Origin of the sequence: Paenibacillus sp. YN15, assembly GCF_003285005.1 — a bacterium.
Taxonomy (GTDB): domain Bacteria; phylum Bacillota; class Bacilli; order Paenibacillales; family NBRC-103111; genus Paenibacillus_AR.
On the sequence record NZ_QMFA01000017.1, the window covers coordinates 1 to 14,423 of the forward strand.

Genomic DNA, 14,423 nt, shown 5'->3' on the forward strand with positions numbered 1-14,423 from the left:
TTGGCTACTCTTTTTTTATTCTCATGTACACGGATTTCCCGTGGTAAGCTCGATGCAACGCTAGTGATCTATGTATCGCTATTTGACTATAGGTGAGCATGTTTTAAATCTAACGAATCGTGGCACCGCTATTTGTCCGAATTTGCGCCGAAATGCGTTCAAACGGGCAAATAACGCGATATAGATTCGTTAGATTTTTTTTCATGCCCGTTTTCGCGAAATAGCGTGAGAGAGATTCGTTAGCCAGATTCGGCTTGTCCTCAGACGTATGCTTCCGAATATGTATTCACCTTGGCGTACTTTTCGGACAGCCCCTTTCTGGCTTCGATTAATTCTTTACCCGGGAGGAGATATTGTGAAAAAAAACATCTTGCTGATCGTGATGGTCATATTATTTCATTTAGTCAGCGGCTGCACTCCAGCACCAGAAGAGCAACAAACCATAGATTCAAAGGTATTATACAGATCTCAACCTTAATTATACGAAAACAAGCAAATCGCGGCGAGGGTTATCCCTGCGCCGATTTTTGTCTTTTGCTCCTTCCGCATAAGCCCTAAATCCGGTACGCCTTGCGGTACGCGGAGGGACTCATGCCCATCTTTCTGGTAAAAATCCGGCTTAAGTAAAAGCCGGTTTCATAGCCGCAGGCTTCCGCTATTGTCTCAAGGCTGAAGGTGGTGCCGGTCAGCAGGCTGCAGGCATGGCGCATCCGCAGCTCCAGCACATGCTCCGAGGGGCTAACTCCGAACACCGCTTTGTAGCGGCGGGTCAGCTGCACAGGGGTCAGACCCAGCCGTTCCGCCAGGCGGCCCAGGCTAAGGGGTGTACAGGCCTCCTCCTGGATGATGCGGCCAGCCAGATCCATGACAGGATCATCGGGAAAACGGGGACCGCCCTGGTTGAGGCCCGCGGGAGCGGACTGGAGACCCTCGTACGCTACCTGCTTCCAGAGATCCTTCAGCAGATGGTCCGCCCAGGGCCTCGCCCAAGGACCCGAGGACATGACGGCGCTGCGCAGGTGCCCGAAGGTATTGAAGAGACGTTGAGTATCCACAACCTCCAGCTTGTATCCGTCCAAACCCGGCAGCTCCATCACCTTGGCCCCGTCCGCTCCAATGAAGGAGAAGGCCAAAAAGTGGAAGCTTAAGGGCTCCGTGACCCGCCTGCCAAAATCCGTTTCCGGCGGGCATAAAACAAGCTCCGCCAGCTTGGCGGACCCACGGCAGCCGAGAATGTCATACTCGAATTTTCCGCCTGTAACGGCAAACATGGTCCAGTGGGCATACCGGTCGGAATCCAGCAGGAATTTCTCCTTCTGGTGCCAATAATGATGATGCTCCAGCACCGGAGCCAGCTCCCACCAGGTTTCTGCGGCCATGAACATAACCTCCCGTCCCGTCTCTTTCGTTTGCTTCAGATTTGCCTGGGAGAGGCGGCTTTTCTCCACCACAGAGCAAGCGCCGCCGCAAAAAGGCCAATGCCCCCTCCCAGATAAAACCCTGCGTCCAGACCAAAACCTTCGTTCAGCCATCCGGCGATAAACGGGCCGGCGAACATGCCCAAGGCGTAAACAGCCTGGTAGAAGCCCATGGCGGTGGCCCGTTTGGCCGGCTCAATCTCCTGAATGGCCAGCCCCAAGAGAAGCGGCAAATGCAGACCCTGGGCAAAGCCGTTCACCGCCTGAGTCAGGCATAAAAGGGCGAATCCGGGCACGAAGGGAATTGCCAGGGTACAGACGGCGCTTAAAGCGAAGCCGGCAAAGGCCACATTCCATGGACCAAACCGGGGGGCCAAAACCTTCCCGGACAAAATGGAGGTTACGGCATGGGGGATCATGAAGCATACGCTTAGGAAGGTAAGCCCGCTTTTGCTGGCCCCCAGAAGAAGCGCTTGGGACGGCGTAAACCCGAACATGGTAATAAAAAGGATACTATGGGCCAGAATGGATAAGGCGGATACCTTCAGCAGCATGTGATTTTTGATCACGCTGCCCAGATCCTTCACCCGCATGGGCGCGCGGCTCTGTTGGGCAGGCGCTTCATACACGGCAAAAGCCAAGGCGAAGCCGGCAACCCCCGCCGTTCCGCCGGCCAGAAAGACGGAGGACCAGCCCAACCCGTCGGCCAGGAACCCGGAGAGGGCCATGCCGATGAGCTGGCCGGTGACGGTCAGGAAGCTGATGGTGCCCATGGCCCGGGTGGCCTGCTCCGGCGGATAGTAGGCGGCGAACAGCACGGTGAAGCCTACCCAGGCGGAGGCGGAAACTCCCGCCACGGAGCGGGCGAGGAGCGGCCACAGCCAATGGCCGGGGATGAGAAACATCAGGCAGCTGGCGGTGGCTGCGGCAAAGCCAAGAAACAAGAATGGCTTTCGTTTGCCCAGCTTATCCGAGTATATTCCAAGGGGCAGCCGGATAAGAATCTGCATGAACCCATAGCTGCCCAGAATAATGCCGATGACGCTGAAGGAGTAGCTTTTGCCCTCCAGATAAGGGGAGAGGACAGGCACATACGTATACATGCTGACCCAGTACAGAATGGTTGCAGCGCAAAATATGGACAGCCTGCGGCGGCTGACAGCGCTTTGCGGCCGGTTTTGCTCCAGCCGGGAAACGGTTGCGGACATGTGAGTGGGGCTCCTTCATGATGAATGTGTTTGTTTCATTTTAACATGGTTTAAGGAAAAGATAAGAAGAAATTCCTTTCCACCATGTGGAAGATTCACTAAAATGGAAGAGGCTTCTAAGAATATGCCGTATTGGCAGGCGGCAATGTAATCCTATGAAGGAGGAACTATGTCCAATTCTGCAGCGATTCTTGAATTGCGCAATTTGACCAAGCGCATTGGCGGCAAGACCATTGTGGACCATCTGAGCTTCGATATTCCCCAGGGGGTAGTGTTTGGCCTGCTGGGTCCCAACGGCGCCGGCAAAACCACCACCATCCGAATGATTACCGGTCTGATCTCCATGACCGAAGGCTCTGTGAAGATCGGCGGATTAGATGTAAACTCCCGCTTTGAGGAAGCCATGAAGCTGATGGGCGGCATTGTGGAAAATCCGGAAATGTACAAATATTTGACCGGCTATCAGAACCTGATCCACTTTTCCCGGATGCATGAGGGGATCAGCAAGGACAGGCTGCAGGAGGTTATTGATCTGGTGGGTTTGGGCAACCGGATTCACGATAAGGTGAAGCGGTATTCCCTGGGCATGAGGCAGCGGCTGGGGGTGGCCCAGGCGATTATGCACCGCCCCAAGCTGCTGATTCTCGATGAACCCACCAACGGCCTGGACCCTGCGGGTATCCGCGAGCTGCGGGATTACCTGCGGCGGCTGGCCAAGGATGAGGGGATTACGGTGCTGGTTTCGAGCCACTTGCTGTCCGAGATGGAGCTGATGTGCGACCGGGTGGCGGTGATCCAGACCGGCAAGCTGGTGGATATTCAGGAGATGGGGGATATTACCCGGGCGGAGGGCGCAGGGCATGTCCGGTTCGAGATTTCCCTGCCGGCCGAAGGGGCGGCGGCGGTTGGCCGCCTGTATCCGGAGGCGAAGGTGCTGGCGGACACCGCCGGATTCGAAGCCATTCTGGAACGGGAGGAAATTCCGGTCATTATCGAGCACCTGGTGAAGGAGGGCTTCCGCATATACGGCGTGAAGGCCAGCGGCAGGTCGTTGGAGGATAAATTCTTGGAAATGACGGGGAGTGGACAAATTGAGTAGAATGCGCCCTTTGGTGATGAATGAAAATATGAAAATCTACCGCCGCCCGCGGACCTGGGTCATGCTGGGAATTGTGCTGGCGATTCTGTTGGCCTCCGTGGTGATCAACAAAATCTATGAGCGGCCCTCCTCCGAGGAGGGGCAGGATTACCGCCAGCGGCTGGAGCAGCGGATTACAAGCATGGAATCCCAGCTCAATGACGCCAATTTCGCTGCGGATGCGGAATACACCAAATACCTGAAGGATACGGTGTTGGTCGCCAAATATGCGCTGGAGCATAATTGGGATACGGAAAAAGAGACCCTGTGGAGCACGGTGATGTTTTCCTCCAATCTCATTCAGCTTTTGTCCATTTTTACCATTGTCATTGCCGCGGATATCGTGGCAGGGGAGTTTGCCGGAGGGACCATCAAGCTGCTGCTGATCCGTCCCGTCAGGCGCTGGAAGATTCTTTTGTCCAAATATTTATCCACCCTATTGTTCGCCCTGTTCGGACTCCTGCTGATGCTGGTGAGCGCCATGATCATCGGTGCGGCGGCTTATGGCGTGGATGGCTTCAGCATCCCGTTTCTGGCGGTGAAGAACGGGGTTGTGGTGGAGCGCAGCATGTTCCTGCAAAGTTTGGTGAACTACGGCTATGAATGTGTCAGCCTGATTATGATGGTTACCTTCGCCTTTATGATTTCGTCGGCATTCCGCAGCTCATCCATGGCCATCGGCCTGTCCCTGGGCCTGATGTTCCTGGGCAACATGATTACGGCTATACTGCAGCGTTACGACTGGATCAAATATTTCCTGTTCTCCAACCTGAACCTGCGGCAATATACGGCAGGGCAGACACCGGTGGTGGAAGGGATGACCATGGGCTTTTCCATCGTGATGCTCGTTTTATACTTCGCCGCCTTCATGGCTGTCGCCTGGAGCCTATTTACCAAGCGGGATGTCACCGCCTGATCCGCTTCTCCCGCGCAAGCCTTCATCCTCAGGGTGAAGGTTTTTTTGTTCAACCGGAATCCGTTCTCCTTTTTTCGTCCTTCCGCCGTGATGTCTGCGAGGGGTTGCCGGGGATAGGCTGGCCAGGCTGTTGTTACGGAACTGTACGACTCTTATGGGGGTGAAAACAGGAGTGTGGAGGGAATAACGGAACTAGGAAACCGTTCCATTCCTGATTGGGCGAAAATAGGGCGGAAATCAGGCGGCGGCGGGGAATAAGGGTTTCTCATTTCCGTAAAAGCGGGAAAAAGCGGCAAAAGCCGCTTTTAAGAGTCGCAGAGTTCCGTTGCGCTCTCCCCTTCTTCCTTAATCCCTATTATTGCGAAGGGAATCTTCGTATTCAAAAAATGGTTATTCAGGTATACTGGAGGGGCTTGCAATCCATCTTTTGCCTGAGCCAGGGTGTGAGGAGAAGCTGAAATGCACATCAGAGGAATTATTCTTGAGGGGTATTCCAATTCGGGGAAAACCTCATTGTTGAAAGCATTAAAGCTGATGCTTTCCCAGGATGAGGGTGCAGAACGAAGCCTTGTTGTACTGGGAGAGCATTATTCCCAGATTTTAAATGATGTAAATGGCGAATTTGTTTCCTTAGGCAGGCTTGAGCATGTTAAGCTGCTGCAAGAAAGAGCGGATATGCTGAAAAAGTTAAACGAATGGGCTGTCGGGTTAGGTCCCTTTTCCCGCCGGTCCCGGGGATTGTTTTTCATCCTTGAACGATTTCATTTAAACCACAGAGCGGCCTTCAGCAATTCGCTGGACAAAACCATTGAAGCATTGGAGCAGAGTTTAATTGAGCTGGGGGCGAAATGCGTACTGTTGACCGTTTCTGACGCGATTGTTGAGGAACGGATCATGAGCAGGGACGCCGGCTTATGGAAGGGAAAATCACAGGAAGAGATTACCAAAGCGTGCCGGGATTTAATTGATACTCAAAACCTGTTAAGAGAACAGGCCCGGATATCGAAGGTGCCCACAATGGAGCTTAATACCGATGCCAGAGAATGGGAGAAATATGCAAAAGAAATCATGGAATACGTTGATTCTTAAGCAGTATATTGCAACGAGGGCAATAAAGCCGTAGTTTGATTTTTGGCGTTGGCTTTTGCCGGCGGAAGTCCCGCAATCGGTTCCGCTTTTGATATAATGGAAGAATCCGGCCATTGCGGCCAAAATTCCTGCTTTTCAGAGTAAAGCGCGTTTTAGCAGAAGGAGCTGGAAGGAGAATTGGAAAAGTCACGTCTTGAACAGCAGCGCCAGCGGCGCAAGGCACAGCAGAAACGGATGAAAACGGGAGCTATTGCCGCTGCTGCGCTTGTGCTCTTAGGCGCATCGGTTTGGCTGGGGCAGGGACTGATCCGCCGGAACGCAGCGGACACTGGGTCCGCTGTAGGAGCGTCTGCAGCTCCATCCGGCGCCCCCGGAAAGAGCGCTGCTCCGCCAACTGTCCAAGCCACATCATCACCCAAAGCGGGCCCGTCGGCATCTGCGGCGGGGGCTGGCGCAGGAGCGGCAACCGCTCCTGTTTCCACGGCTTCCGGCAGGGCCACGGCGCCCCCCTCTCCCGGAACGGGGCCGAAGGTGAGTTTGGCCTTTACAGGAGATGTTATTTTCGCCGGAAATGTAGAGACCATCCTCAAAACCAACGGGTATGATTACCCTTACCGGGAGATCGCGGAGCTGCTCCAGAAGCCGGATTTCACCATTGCCAATTTGGAAACCCCCATTACCATCCGGGGCGAGCAGCAGCAGAAGCAATACACCTACCGTTCCAGCCCCGATGCCCTTCCGGCTTTTAAGGAGGCGGGCTTCGATGTGGTGAACTTGGCCAACAACCATATTCTCGATTACGGCCAGGACGGCCTTTTGGATACGCTGAAGGCATTGGATGGAGCGAAGCTTTTGCATACGGGGGCGGGAAAAAACCTGGAGGAAGCATACCGGCCGGTTATTGTGGAGAAGAACGGCATCAAGATTGCTTTTTTGGGCTTCAGCCACAAGGTGCCGGATAATTCCTGGAAAGCGGGGGTGAACCATCCGGGCACCACCCAGCTTTATGATCCCAAGCAGGCCATCAAGACCATTCAGGAAACCAATGAGCAGGCCGATCTGGTGGTGGTGATGGCCCACTGGGGAGAGGAAAGGGCGGAGAAGCCCTTGGAGGAGCACCGCAAAATGGCCCGTTCCTTCATCGACGCCGGGGCCGATCTGATCATCGGCACCCATCCCCATGTGCTGCAGGGCCTAGAAACCTATCAGGGCAAATGGATTGCCTACAGTCTGGGCAATTTCCTGTTTACCACCAATGACCATGCGCCTTCTTGGGAGACGGCGGTGCTCCAGGCGGATTGCAGCAAGGAGGGGGCCTGCGGCATTACCCTTACCCCTTTGTGGAACCAATATGCCCATCTGAAAAAAATGGAGGACGCCGACGCCCAAACGCTGTTCCGGCGGCTGGAAAAGGTTTCTTACGGCGTTGGCATCACCGCCGACGGCCGGGTGCAGGAGAAGGCCGGCTCCGGGTCCTGACGGGGGCTTGGGCTGATGGGAGAACTTGCATCATTTGGCAGCCATAATCCTCAAGCGGCAATCCATACTAACAGCAAGACCTTCATCAGGAGGAGACTTGCAGATGTGGACATCACGATTCCTGAGGATTGCTGTTAGTGTGGGCTTGTGCGCCGCCATGGCGGCCGGCTGCGGGCAGACGGGAGCCGGGCCTGCAGGCCGCCCCGGCTCCGGGGAAGGGCAGGCCGCGGCGGAGCCGCCCGCGGCCGTGCCCGGGCCATCGCCCGCCTGGTTCCGCGCAGCAGGCGGGCGGGGGGATGCGGTCCGGCCCATGGAGGCGGACCGGCTTGCAGTGGACCGGCCGGCGGAGCCTGAGCCGCCGGCCGCTACCGCCGGGCCCCCTGTGGCGGGGCCCGGAGAGCTGCGCGGGGCGGGCGCTGCCGCCCCGGCCCCCGGCGGTGCTGCGGATGCCATGCGCACCGCTTACTTGACCTTCGACGACGGCCCTTCGGGACTGACGCCGCGGATTCTTGACATCCTGCGCCGGGAGAACATCCGGGCTACCTTCTTCGTCATCGGGGCCGGGCTGGAGCAGCACAGCGAGCTGATCCGGCAGATGGCGGCGGAAGGGCATGTGCTGGGGAACCATACCTATTCCCATAATTATGCCCGTCTGTACCGCAGCGAGGAAGCTTTTATGGAGGATGTGCGCAAGCTGGACCGGGCGCTTCTTGAGCTTACCGGCACGGCTTCTGAGCTGATCCGCTTCCCCGGAGGCTCCAACACCAGGCTGGGCCGGGCAAAAGGAAGCCCATGGATGATGCCGCGGCTGGTCCGGCGGGTACAGGAGGAAGGGTACCAGTATTTTGACTGGAACGTCTCCTCCACGGACGCCGCCCAGGCGGTGCAGCCCAAGGAGGAGATTGTCGGCGCGGTGCTGTCCGCCGCGGCCAAGAAGCGGACCATTATCGTGCTGATGCATGACGCCCAGGGCAAAACCACCACCGTCGAGGCATTGCCCGAGGTGATCCGCGGCCTGCGGGAGATGGGCTTCCGCTTTGATGTGCTGCATAAGGATAGCCTTTCCATCCATTTTTTGGAGTAAATTCAGGTACATACCGCTACAGAAAAAAAAGGAGAGGTTGCCATGTTCTCATCCATCCGCAATGTATACTGTGTAGGACGAAATTATAAGGCTCACGCGGAAGAGCTGGGGAATGAGCTGCCCAAGGAGCCGATGATTTTCATGAAGCCCAGCCATGCGCTGACGCCGGCCGACGGCAGTGTTATCGCATTGCCGGGGCTGCGGGGAGAGCTCCACTTCGAGACGGAGCTGGTTATCCGCATCGGGCGCGGCTATGAGCCGGGGCTGACCGCCGATGAGTTGATCGACGGAATGGCCTTCGGCATTGACTTCACTCTGCGGGATGTGCAATCGGGCATCAAGGCCAAGGGGTTGCCCTGGCTGCCGGCCAAGGGCTTTCTCCGGTCCGCGCCGCTGGGACCGTGGCTGGAGTTCCTGGGCACAGCCCAGCTGGCCCGGCAGGACTTTACGCTGCGGAAGAACGGCGAGGAGGCCCAGCGGGGCAATGTCTCCCGCATGATCTTCGATCTGCAGCGGATCATTGATTTTTGCGCCGCCCATTACGGCCTGGGGCAGGGGGATATTATCTTCACCGGAACTCCCGAAGGCGTTGGTCCGGTGAAGGACAATGACCGCCTGGAGCTGTTCTGGGGAGAGGAGCCGGCAGGCGCCTTTACCGTAAGCCTGCAATAACCGTTGTCCGGCGGCGCGCCGGGCATCGCCCAAAAAGGGACAGTCCCAAGCAGATGATTCTGCCGGGACTGTCCCTTTTTTGAACTTTCGATGTAGCTGGGCCGGGAAGTTGCCTTCCGCTATTGGGTCATTGGCTGCCGTAGGGCGGCGGATAGTGGAAAAAAGGTTGCGCTATTTCCAGCGAAGATGCGCTTTAATGGGGGGCGGGAGGAAGTTGGCCTTGGCAGATGCCGGCTGGGAGCGCAGAGTCATTCCATTAGTTTGCGTCCAGATTTGGGAATAGAGGAAGGGGGATGTCCGTTATTTACTTGGGAGCAGAGACAAACGGGTAATAGCGGAACCCTTTTGTCCGCTATTACCCGTTTTGGGGAGGTGTATTGAAGAGGTTGGCGGGAATAACGGAAGTTACCCTTCCGCTATTGGGCCGCTCCTGGCGATTAGGCAGGATTAGCGGAAAGCTGGTTTCCGCTATCTATCCTGCACCTTGCTTTGGCGGCGCGGCGGCGATTTTCATCATCTGCCGCCACGGCGCGGCGGCTATGCCCCGCCCATTACGGCAGCTCCAGCCGCCCTGTTTCCGCCAGCGTATCCAGGCTCTGGGTGCGGATTTGCCCCTGCGACAGGCTGTACAGGGTGTCGCCGATATACAGCAGCCGCTCGATCTGATGCTTGCTTCCGTAGAAGGCATTTCCCGTCTTGTTTATTTCATCGTCGCTGAGGTGGGTGACCGTTCCCCGGAGGCGGAAGCCCTCCTGCAGGTCCACATGGTACACGTAGGCTCCCTGGAAGGCAAATTGGCCATATGCCGTGGGGCTGTTTTTTTGTCCCTCCGGCACCTTCGCTACAGTAACAGGGAAGGCCAGCAGGTTTTTGTCCCGGGAGAAGAGGAGCGCCTTGTGGTTGCGCAGCAGCTCCGAATCTGTGCCCCTGTCGCCGATAACCGTCTGGAACAGCTCCTTGGGCTGGGAGACATCGGTCACATCGAACATGGATACCTTCATGCCCTGGTAATAGGCGGTGCCTTCCGGGGGCTGGAGGCTTTTTTCGTAGCGCTCGTCAGTCACCACCACCGCATCCTTGCCAAAGCCGATGAGATGGTTCTCGTCATACGGATGCAGATAGTCGCTGTATCCGGGGATTTTCAGCTGCCCCAGGATGGACGGGGATTCAGGGTTGGAGAAGTCCAGCACAAACAGCGGGTCCACCTTCTGGAACGTGACCATATAACCCCGGTTGCCCATAAACCGGACGGAATAGATGCTCTCGCCGGGAGCGATTCCCTCAATTTGCCCCGTTACTCCCATATCCTCGTTGAGCACGTAAACATTGTTGGTGAGCTTCTCGCCCGCCCGGCTCCATTGTTTGCCTTTGGTGGTGGCGATGCGGAAGTAGCCGTTATGCTCATCCATGGAAAATTGGTTCAGCACCGTTCCCGGCACATTGCCCTTGGCCGCAAAGCGGGCCTTGCCGTTGTCCAGCAGGAACTTGTAAACCTCCGTGGTTTCCTCCACCTTGATGCCCACATATTCGACGGCAATGCCGCCCGCGTCTCCTTCAGCAGGCTTCACCCGTTCCTCGCTGACCTGGCGCCGGGGGAAGGCGGCGTAGAGATGATCCGCGGAAGCGAACACATTGTCGGCGGAGCCCAGGTACACGGAAACCTCCGCAGGCGTGCCGGAGGAAGCCGTATCGATTCCGGCCACCATCAGGTATGCGCTGTAAAGAGACTCGGGGAAATAGCGGATATCTCCGTATTGGGCTTCCGTCCATTGCCCGGATTGGGTCGAATCCCGGTAGGAGGGGACGGCCGGTGTCTCTTGGTTGTCTTGAAGGATGGCGTACCGGTTCAGGTACCGGTTGGCGATCACATAGACCTCCTCCCCAATCCGGCGGGAGGTGACATAGCTGCCTTCCGTCTCCACCTCTTTCATCAGCTTGGGCGCTTTGCGGTCGGCGATGTCGTAGACCCGGATCTTCACCGTAGCGTCGCCAAAAGGAGCGATCAGCCGCTTGGCGGCGATACTGCTTTCCACAGGCAGGCTGTCCTTTGCCGGGGACACCTCGGACCGGGTTTCCTGCCGGACAACCCGGGAGGTGCCGATGACGGTCAGGCGGTCGCCGTCCACATACAGCTCCCGGGGGGTGAAGGCCGCATCCTCCAGAGAGATAACCGATTCCAGCGCCATGCCGTCCTCGGGAGCGGCCCGGACAATCATAATCCGCTTGCCGTTTACCTGATAAATAAACTGGCCATCGGTTTTCACCACATCGCCCTCATCCACACCCTCCACCTGCACATTGGTGGCGGAGTAGTCGGGACTCCCTGACGTATCGGCCGCCGCCATGCTTTTTTGGACAGAGACGGACCCGGCCTGGTCCTGGACTGCTATGTCTCCCTTAAGCTGCAGCGAGCCTCGGTCTGTCGGTCCGATGACAATGCCCTCATCCTGGGCGGCGGCCAAAAGCTCCTTCAGCTTGGCATAGCTGCCTACGGCCGGCAGCAGATAGTCCTCCGACTCCGCCGTAACTCGCTTGGCTGCACCGTCCCACTTCACTGCGGTGCCGAAGGCCTCGGCAAAAAAGCGCAAAGGCACCAGCACCGTGTCCCCGTCCCGGACGGGAGCCGCCGCCAGTTGGACGGCTTTGCCGTTTTTCTCGGCGTTGACGCTCCCGGGGGTGAGATCAACCCGGTTTCCGTCTTTGACCGCCGTAATGGAGCCCGCCGTTCCGTCATAGTCCACCGTCGCTCCCAGGGCTTCGGCAATGCTCCGCAGGGGCACCAGCAGGGTGCCGTCCGCCAGCCGGGGCGGGGTGTCAAGGGCAAGAGCCTGTCCATTTACCTCCACAGTGAATCCATCGAGAAGGGTAGGAGCCGCTTGGGCCGAGAGTGCCGGCGGCGGCGCATTGTCCGCTTCCGCCGTTGCCGTGGAAGCGTTCTGGAGCAGAATGGCTGTCAGGCCCCCGGCGGCCAACAGGGCGCCCAGGGCAAGAGCGGCAGCCGCTTTTCGTTTCATGGGAGATTCCTCCTTCGTTTCCATCTGATTTTGTCAAGTTGCCCTTCAGACGGAGGCAGGCTGGAAAAAGTTGCAGACCGCAACGTCCTATTCCCCAAAAACGATGCTTTTGCGGATGCCCCGGCGCTCCCGGATCATCCATTGCCCCGGTGTGATTCCCTCCAGGCGCTTGAAGATCCGGATGAAATGCTGGACGGTTTTGAAGCCGCAGGCCTCCGCAATCTCCTGAAGCGGTGCGTCCGAATAAGCCAGCCGCTCCTTGGCCGCGCCGATCCGCACCTGCATCCGGTAAGCGGGGATGGTGCAGCCCCTGTAGGCTTTGAACAGCTGCCGCAAATAGCTTTCGCTGTAATTCAGCCGAGCCGCCATCTCCCCGACGGTCCAGTCTCCGGCGGCATTGGCCTCGATCCAGGCCTCCGCCAGCCTGGCCGCCTGATTGGCATTGTCCAGGGCCACCCCGCGGACGCTGACAGAGGGGGAGGCAGCCGACAACTCCGCAGGCAGGGGCTCCGCAGCCGCCCGGGCCAGCCGGTACAGCAGCTCCAGCAGGTGCAACTTGGCCACCTCCCTGAAGTAGGCCTCCTGCTCCGTGCCCTCCTTGCGGATCTGATCCAGCAGCCGGACCAGATCTGCCCCCGCAGGCAGCAGGCGGGACGGAACCCGGGCCACAAGCCGCTCCAGCTCCGGGTCGCGAAGCTCAAACTTCAGGTCCAGCGTTTTCAGCGGGGACCGGGGCGAGGCCTTCAGCCCGTGGCTCACTCCCGGCCTGATCCAGTACAGCGCACCGGGCATGGCCTCGCTGATTTGGCCGTCCTCCTGGAACAGGCCCTTTCCCTCGGCAATCCATATTACCTGATAGAAGGAATGGGCATGGGGCAAAAGCCGCTTGCCCTTGTCATAGTCATATCTGGCCGTCCAAAGAATATTCACTCCGTCTAATCCCATTCGTCAACGCCTCCCGGGCATCGGTTTGGACCATAACATCATTATACCGGATAACCGGGCAGCTTAGGCACAGGAATATACTTAGGGCGTGTCTTATTGGTTTGGCCATGAAAAAAGGAGGATGTTACACATGATCATCAGTTCCTTGTTTCCCCGTTATAAGGAGCACAATCCCCTTGTGCCCGTTTGGTGCGTCACCCCCGCCGGGGGCGGGCTGCACCGCTTTTTTGACACCTCGCCGGTCAGCCCGTCGGGGCGGTATCTGGCCGTGCTGCGGATGCCGCAGCTGGAACGGGCCAATCTTCCCGGCGAAGCGGCGGAGGTTGTGCTGGTGGATCTGCATACGGCGGAGGAGCAGGTTCTGGCCGCCACAATCGGCTGGGAGTACCAGCTTGGGGCCAATATCAACTGGGGGGCGGACGACGAGTCGCTGTTCTTCAACGATGTGGACCCTAAGTCCTGGCAGCCCCAGGTGGTGCGCATCAATCCTCTTACTGGAGAGCGTCGGCTGTATGAGGGCTCCATCTACCGGATTTCCCCCGACGGCCGGACCATTATCTGCGCCGATGCAGCTGCCATGAGACGCACCCAGTTCGGCTACGGCGTCGTCGTGCCGGATGAGCGGGTGCCCCGGCGCCGCGGCTTCGCTTCAGATGACGGGCTGTATGCAACGGATGTTGCCACAGGGGAGCGGAAGCTGCTGGTTTCCCTCCGCCACGTTATGGAGCAGGTTGTGCCTCCCGCGGAGCGCCGCCAATATGAAGACGGAGAGCTGTACGGCTTCCACTGCAAGTTCAATCCCCAAGGGGACAGGCTGATTTTCACCATGCGCTGGTTTCCCTCGACGCCCGGGGAGCCTTGGAACAAAATTAATGAGGGACTCCGCTTCTGGGTGGTCACCATGCGGCCGGACGGCACCGATATCCACTTGGCCGTGGGACCGGAGCAATGGATCAAGGGCGGGCATCACATCAACTGGTGCCCCGACGGGGAGCATCTGTCCATGAACCTGAAGCTGTACGGGGATAACCGGCTGCTGCTTGTCCAGGTGCGGTACGATGGAACCGGCCTGCGGACCATCACCGAAGCGGTGCCCGGCTCCGGCCATCCCACTGTCCATCCGGACGGGCGCCATATTTTGACCGATACCTATGAAAAAGAACCTGTCGCCTACGGCGACGGCACTGTTCCGCTGCGCTGGATCGATCTTCAGGCAGGCTCTGAAGTGGCCGCCGTCCGCATCAATGTGGCTCATCAGGGGTCCCGGAACCAATCCTTCCTGCGGGTGGACCCGCATCCCGCCTGGGCGCCGGACAACCGGCATGTGGTGTTCAACGGGTATGTGGATGGGGACAGGCGCGTGTTTATTGCCGACATGGGGCCTCTGTTGGGGCTCAAATGAAAAAAGCCCCGCCCATCCGGCGCTTTTACCGGAGAGGCGGGGCTTGCAGAGCGCCGCG

At 58.1% G+C, this 14,423-nt stretch carries 11 protein-coding genes; 7 read left to right on the plus strand and 4 right to left on the minus strand.

Annotation, left to right across the window (positions count from 1 at the left end):
- Positions 1–554: 554 nt before the first annotated feature.
- Positions 555–1,379, minus strand: coding sequence for an AraC family transcriptional regulator (locus DQG13_RS14935; RefSeq protein WP_181592758.1), 825 nt, complete (start codon positions 1,377–1,379; stop codon positions 555–557).
- 35 nt (positions 1,380–1,414) lie between these two features.
- Positions 1,415–2,626, minus strand: coding sequence for an MFS transporter (locus DQG13_RS14940; RefSeq protein WP_113020583.1), 1,212 nt, complete (start codon positions 2,624–2,626; stop codon positions 1,415–1,417).
- A gap of 169 nt (positions 2,627–2,795) precedes the next feature.
- On the opposite strand from DQG13_RS14940, the gene DQG13_RS14945 reads away from it, so the two are divergent.
- The 6 genes from DQG13_RS14945 to DQG13_RS14970 all read left to right on the plus strand — a co-directional run bounded on the left by DQG13_RS14945 (position 2,796) and on the right by DQG13_RS14970 (position 9,004).
- Entirely contained in the window at positions 2,796–3,725 is a 930-nt protein-coding gene (locus tag DQG13_RS14945; RefSeq protein ID WP_113020584.1) for an ABC transporter ATP-binding protein, read from the plus strand.
- Between the two features lies 1 nt (position 3,726).
- Positions 3,727–4,680 carry an ABC transporter permease gene (locus DQG13_RS14950; protein ID WP_113020585.1) on the plus strand — a complete coding sequence of 318 codons (954 nt, stop codon included), beginning with the start codon at positions 3,727–3,729 and terminating at the stop codon, positions 4,678–4,680.
- A gap of 459 nt (positions 4,681–5,139) precedes the next feature.
- Complete coding sequence (locus tag DQG13_RS14955; RefSeq protein WP_113020586.1) at positions 5,140–5,769, plus strand: hypothetical protein; 630 nt, start codon at positions 5,140–5,142, stop codon at positions 5,767–5,769.
- 177 nt (positions 5,770–5,946) lie between these two features.
- The gene (locus DQG13_RS14960) at positions 5,947–7,248 is read left to right on the plus strand and encodes a CapA family protein (RefSeq protein WP_113020587.1); all 1,302 of its coding nucleotides are present in this window, start codon (positions 5,947–5,949) and stop codon (positions 7,246–7,248) included.
- A gap of 103 nt (positions 7,249–7,351) precedes the next feature.
- On the plus strand, positions 7,352–8,332 hold the full coding sequence (locus DQG13_RS14965; protein WP_113020588.1) for a polysaccharide deacetylase family protein: 981 nt from the start codon (positions 7,352–7,354) through the stop codon (positions 8,330–8,332).
- 42 nt (positions 8,333–8,374) lie between these two features.
- Positions 8,375–9,004, plus strand: coding sequence for a fumarylacetoacetate hydrolase family protein (locus DQG13_RS14970; protein WP_113020589.1), 630 nt, complete (start codon positions 8,375–8,377; stop codon positions 9,002–9,004).
- A 551-nt stretch (positions 9,005–9,555) separates the two neighbouring features.
- On the opposite strand, the gene DQG13_RS14975 is transcribed toward DQG13_RS14970, so the two are convergent.
- Together DQG13_RS14975 and DQG13_RS14980 are read right to left on the minus strand one after the other, a co-directional pair.
- Entirely contained in the window at positions 9,556–12,018 is a 2,463-nt protein-coding gene (locus DQG13_RS14975) for a beta-propeller domain-containing protein (protein ID WP_181592759.1), read from the minus strand.
- 87 nt (positions 12,019–12,105) lie between these two features.
- Complete coding sequence (locus tag DQG13_RS14980; protein ID WP_113020591.1) at positions 12,106–12,963, minus strand: AraC family transcriptional regulator; 858 nt, start codon at positions 12,961–12,963, stop codon at positions 12,106–12,108.
- A 130-nt stretch (positions 12,964–13,093) separates the two neighbouring features.
- Between DQG13_RS14980 and DQG13_RS14985 the strand changes: the two genes are divergently transcribed.
- A complete protein-coding gene (locus tag DQG13_RS14985) occupies positions 13,094–14,365 on the plus strand; it encodes a TolB-like translocation protein (protein WP_113020592.1) in 1,272 nt (423 codons plus the stop codon).
- Positions 14,366–14,423: the final 58 nt, after the last annotated feature.

Coding starts and splice junctions, on each gene's coding strand:
- DQG13_RS14935 (WP_181592758.1), bottom strand. CDS start 1,379: ATGGCCGCAGAAACCTGGTGGGAGCTGGCTCCGGTGCTGGAGCATCAT.
- DQG13_RS14940 (WP_113020583.1), bottom strand. CDS start 2,626: ATGTCCGCAACCGTTTCCCGGCTGGAGCAAAACCGGCCGCAAAGCGCT.
- DQG13_RS14945 (WP_113020584.1), top strand. CDS start 2,796: ATGTCCAATTCTGCAGCGATTCTTGAATTGCGCAATTTGACCAAGCGC.
- DQG13_RS14950 (WP_113020585.1), top strand. CDS start 3,727: ATGCGCCCTTTGGTGATGAATGAAAATATGAAAATCTACCGCCGCCCG.
- DQG13_RS14955 (WP_113020586.1), top strand. CDS start 5,140: ATGCACATCAGAGGAATTATTCTTGAGGGGTATTCCAATTCGGGGAAA.
- DQG13_RS14965 (WP_113020588.1), top strand. CDS start 7,352: ATGTGGACATCACGATTCCTGAGGATTGCTGTTAGTGTGGGCTTGTGC.
- DQG13_RS14970 (WP_113020589.1), top strand. CDS start 8,375: ATGTTCTCATCCATCCGCAATGTATACTGTGTAGGACGAAATTATAAG.
- DQG13_RS14975 (WP_181592759.1), bottom strand. CDS start 12,018: ATGAAACGAAAAGCGGCTGCCGCTCTTGCCCTGGGCGCCCTGTTGGCC.
- DQG13_RS14980 (WP_113020591.1), bottom strand. CDS start 12,963: ATGGGATTAGACGGAGTGAATATTCTTTGGACGGCCAGATATGACTAT.
- DQG13_RS14985 (WP_113020592.1), top strand. CDS start 13,094: ATGATCATCAGTTCCTTGTTTCCCCGTTATAAGGAGCACAATCCCCTT.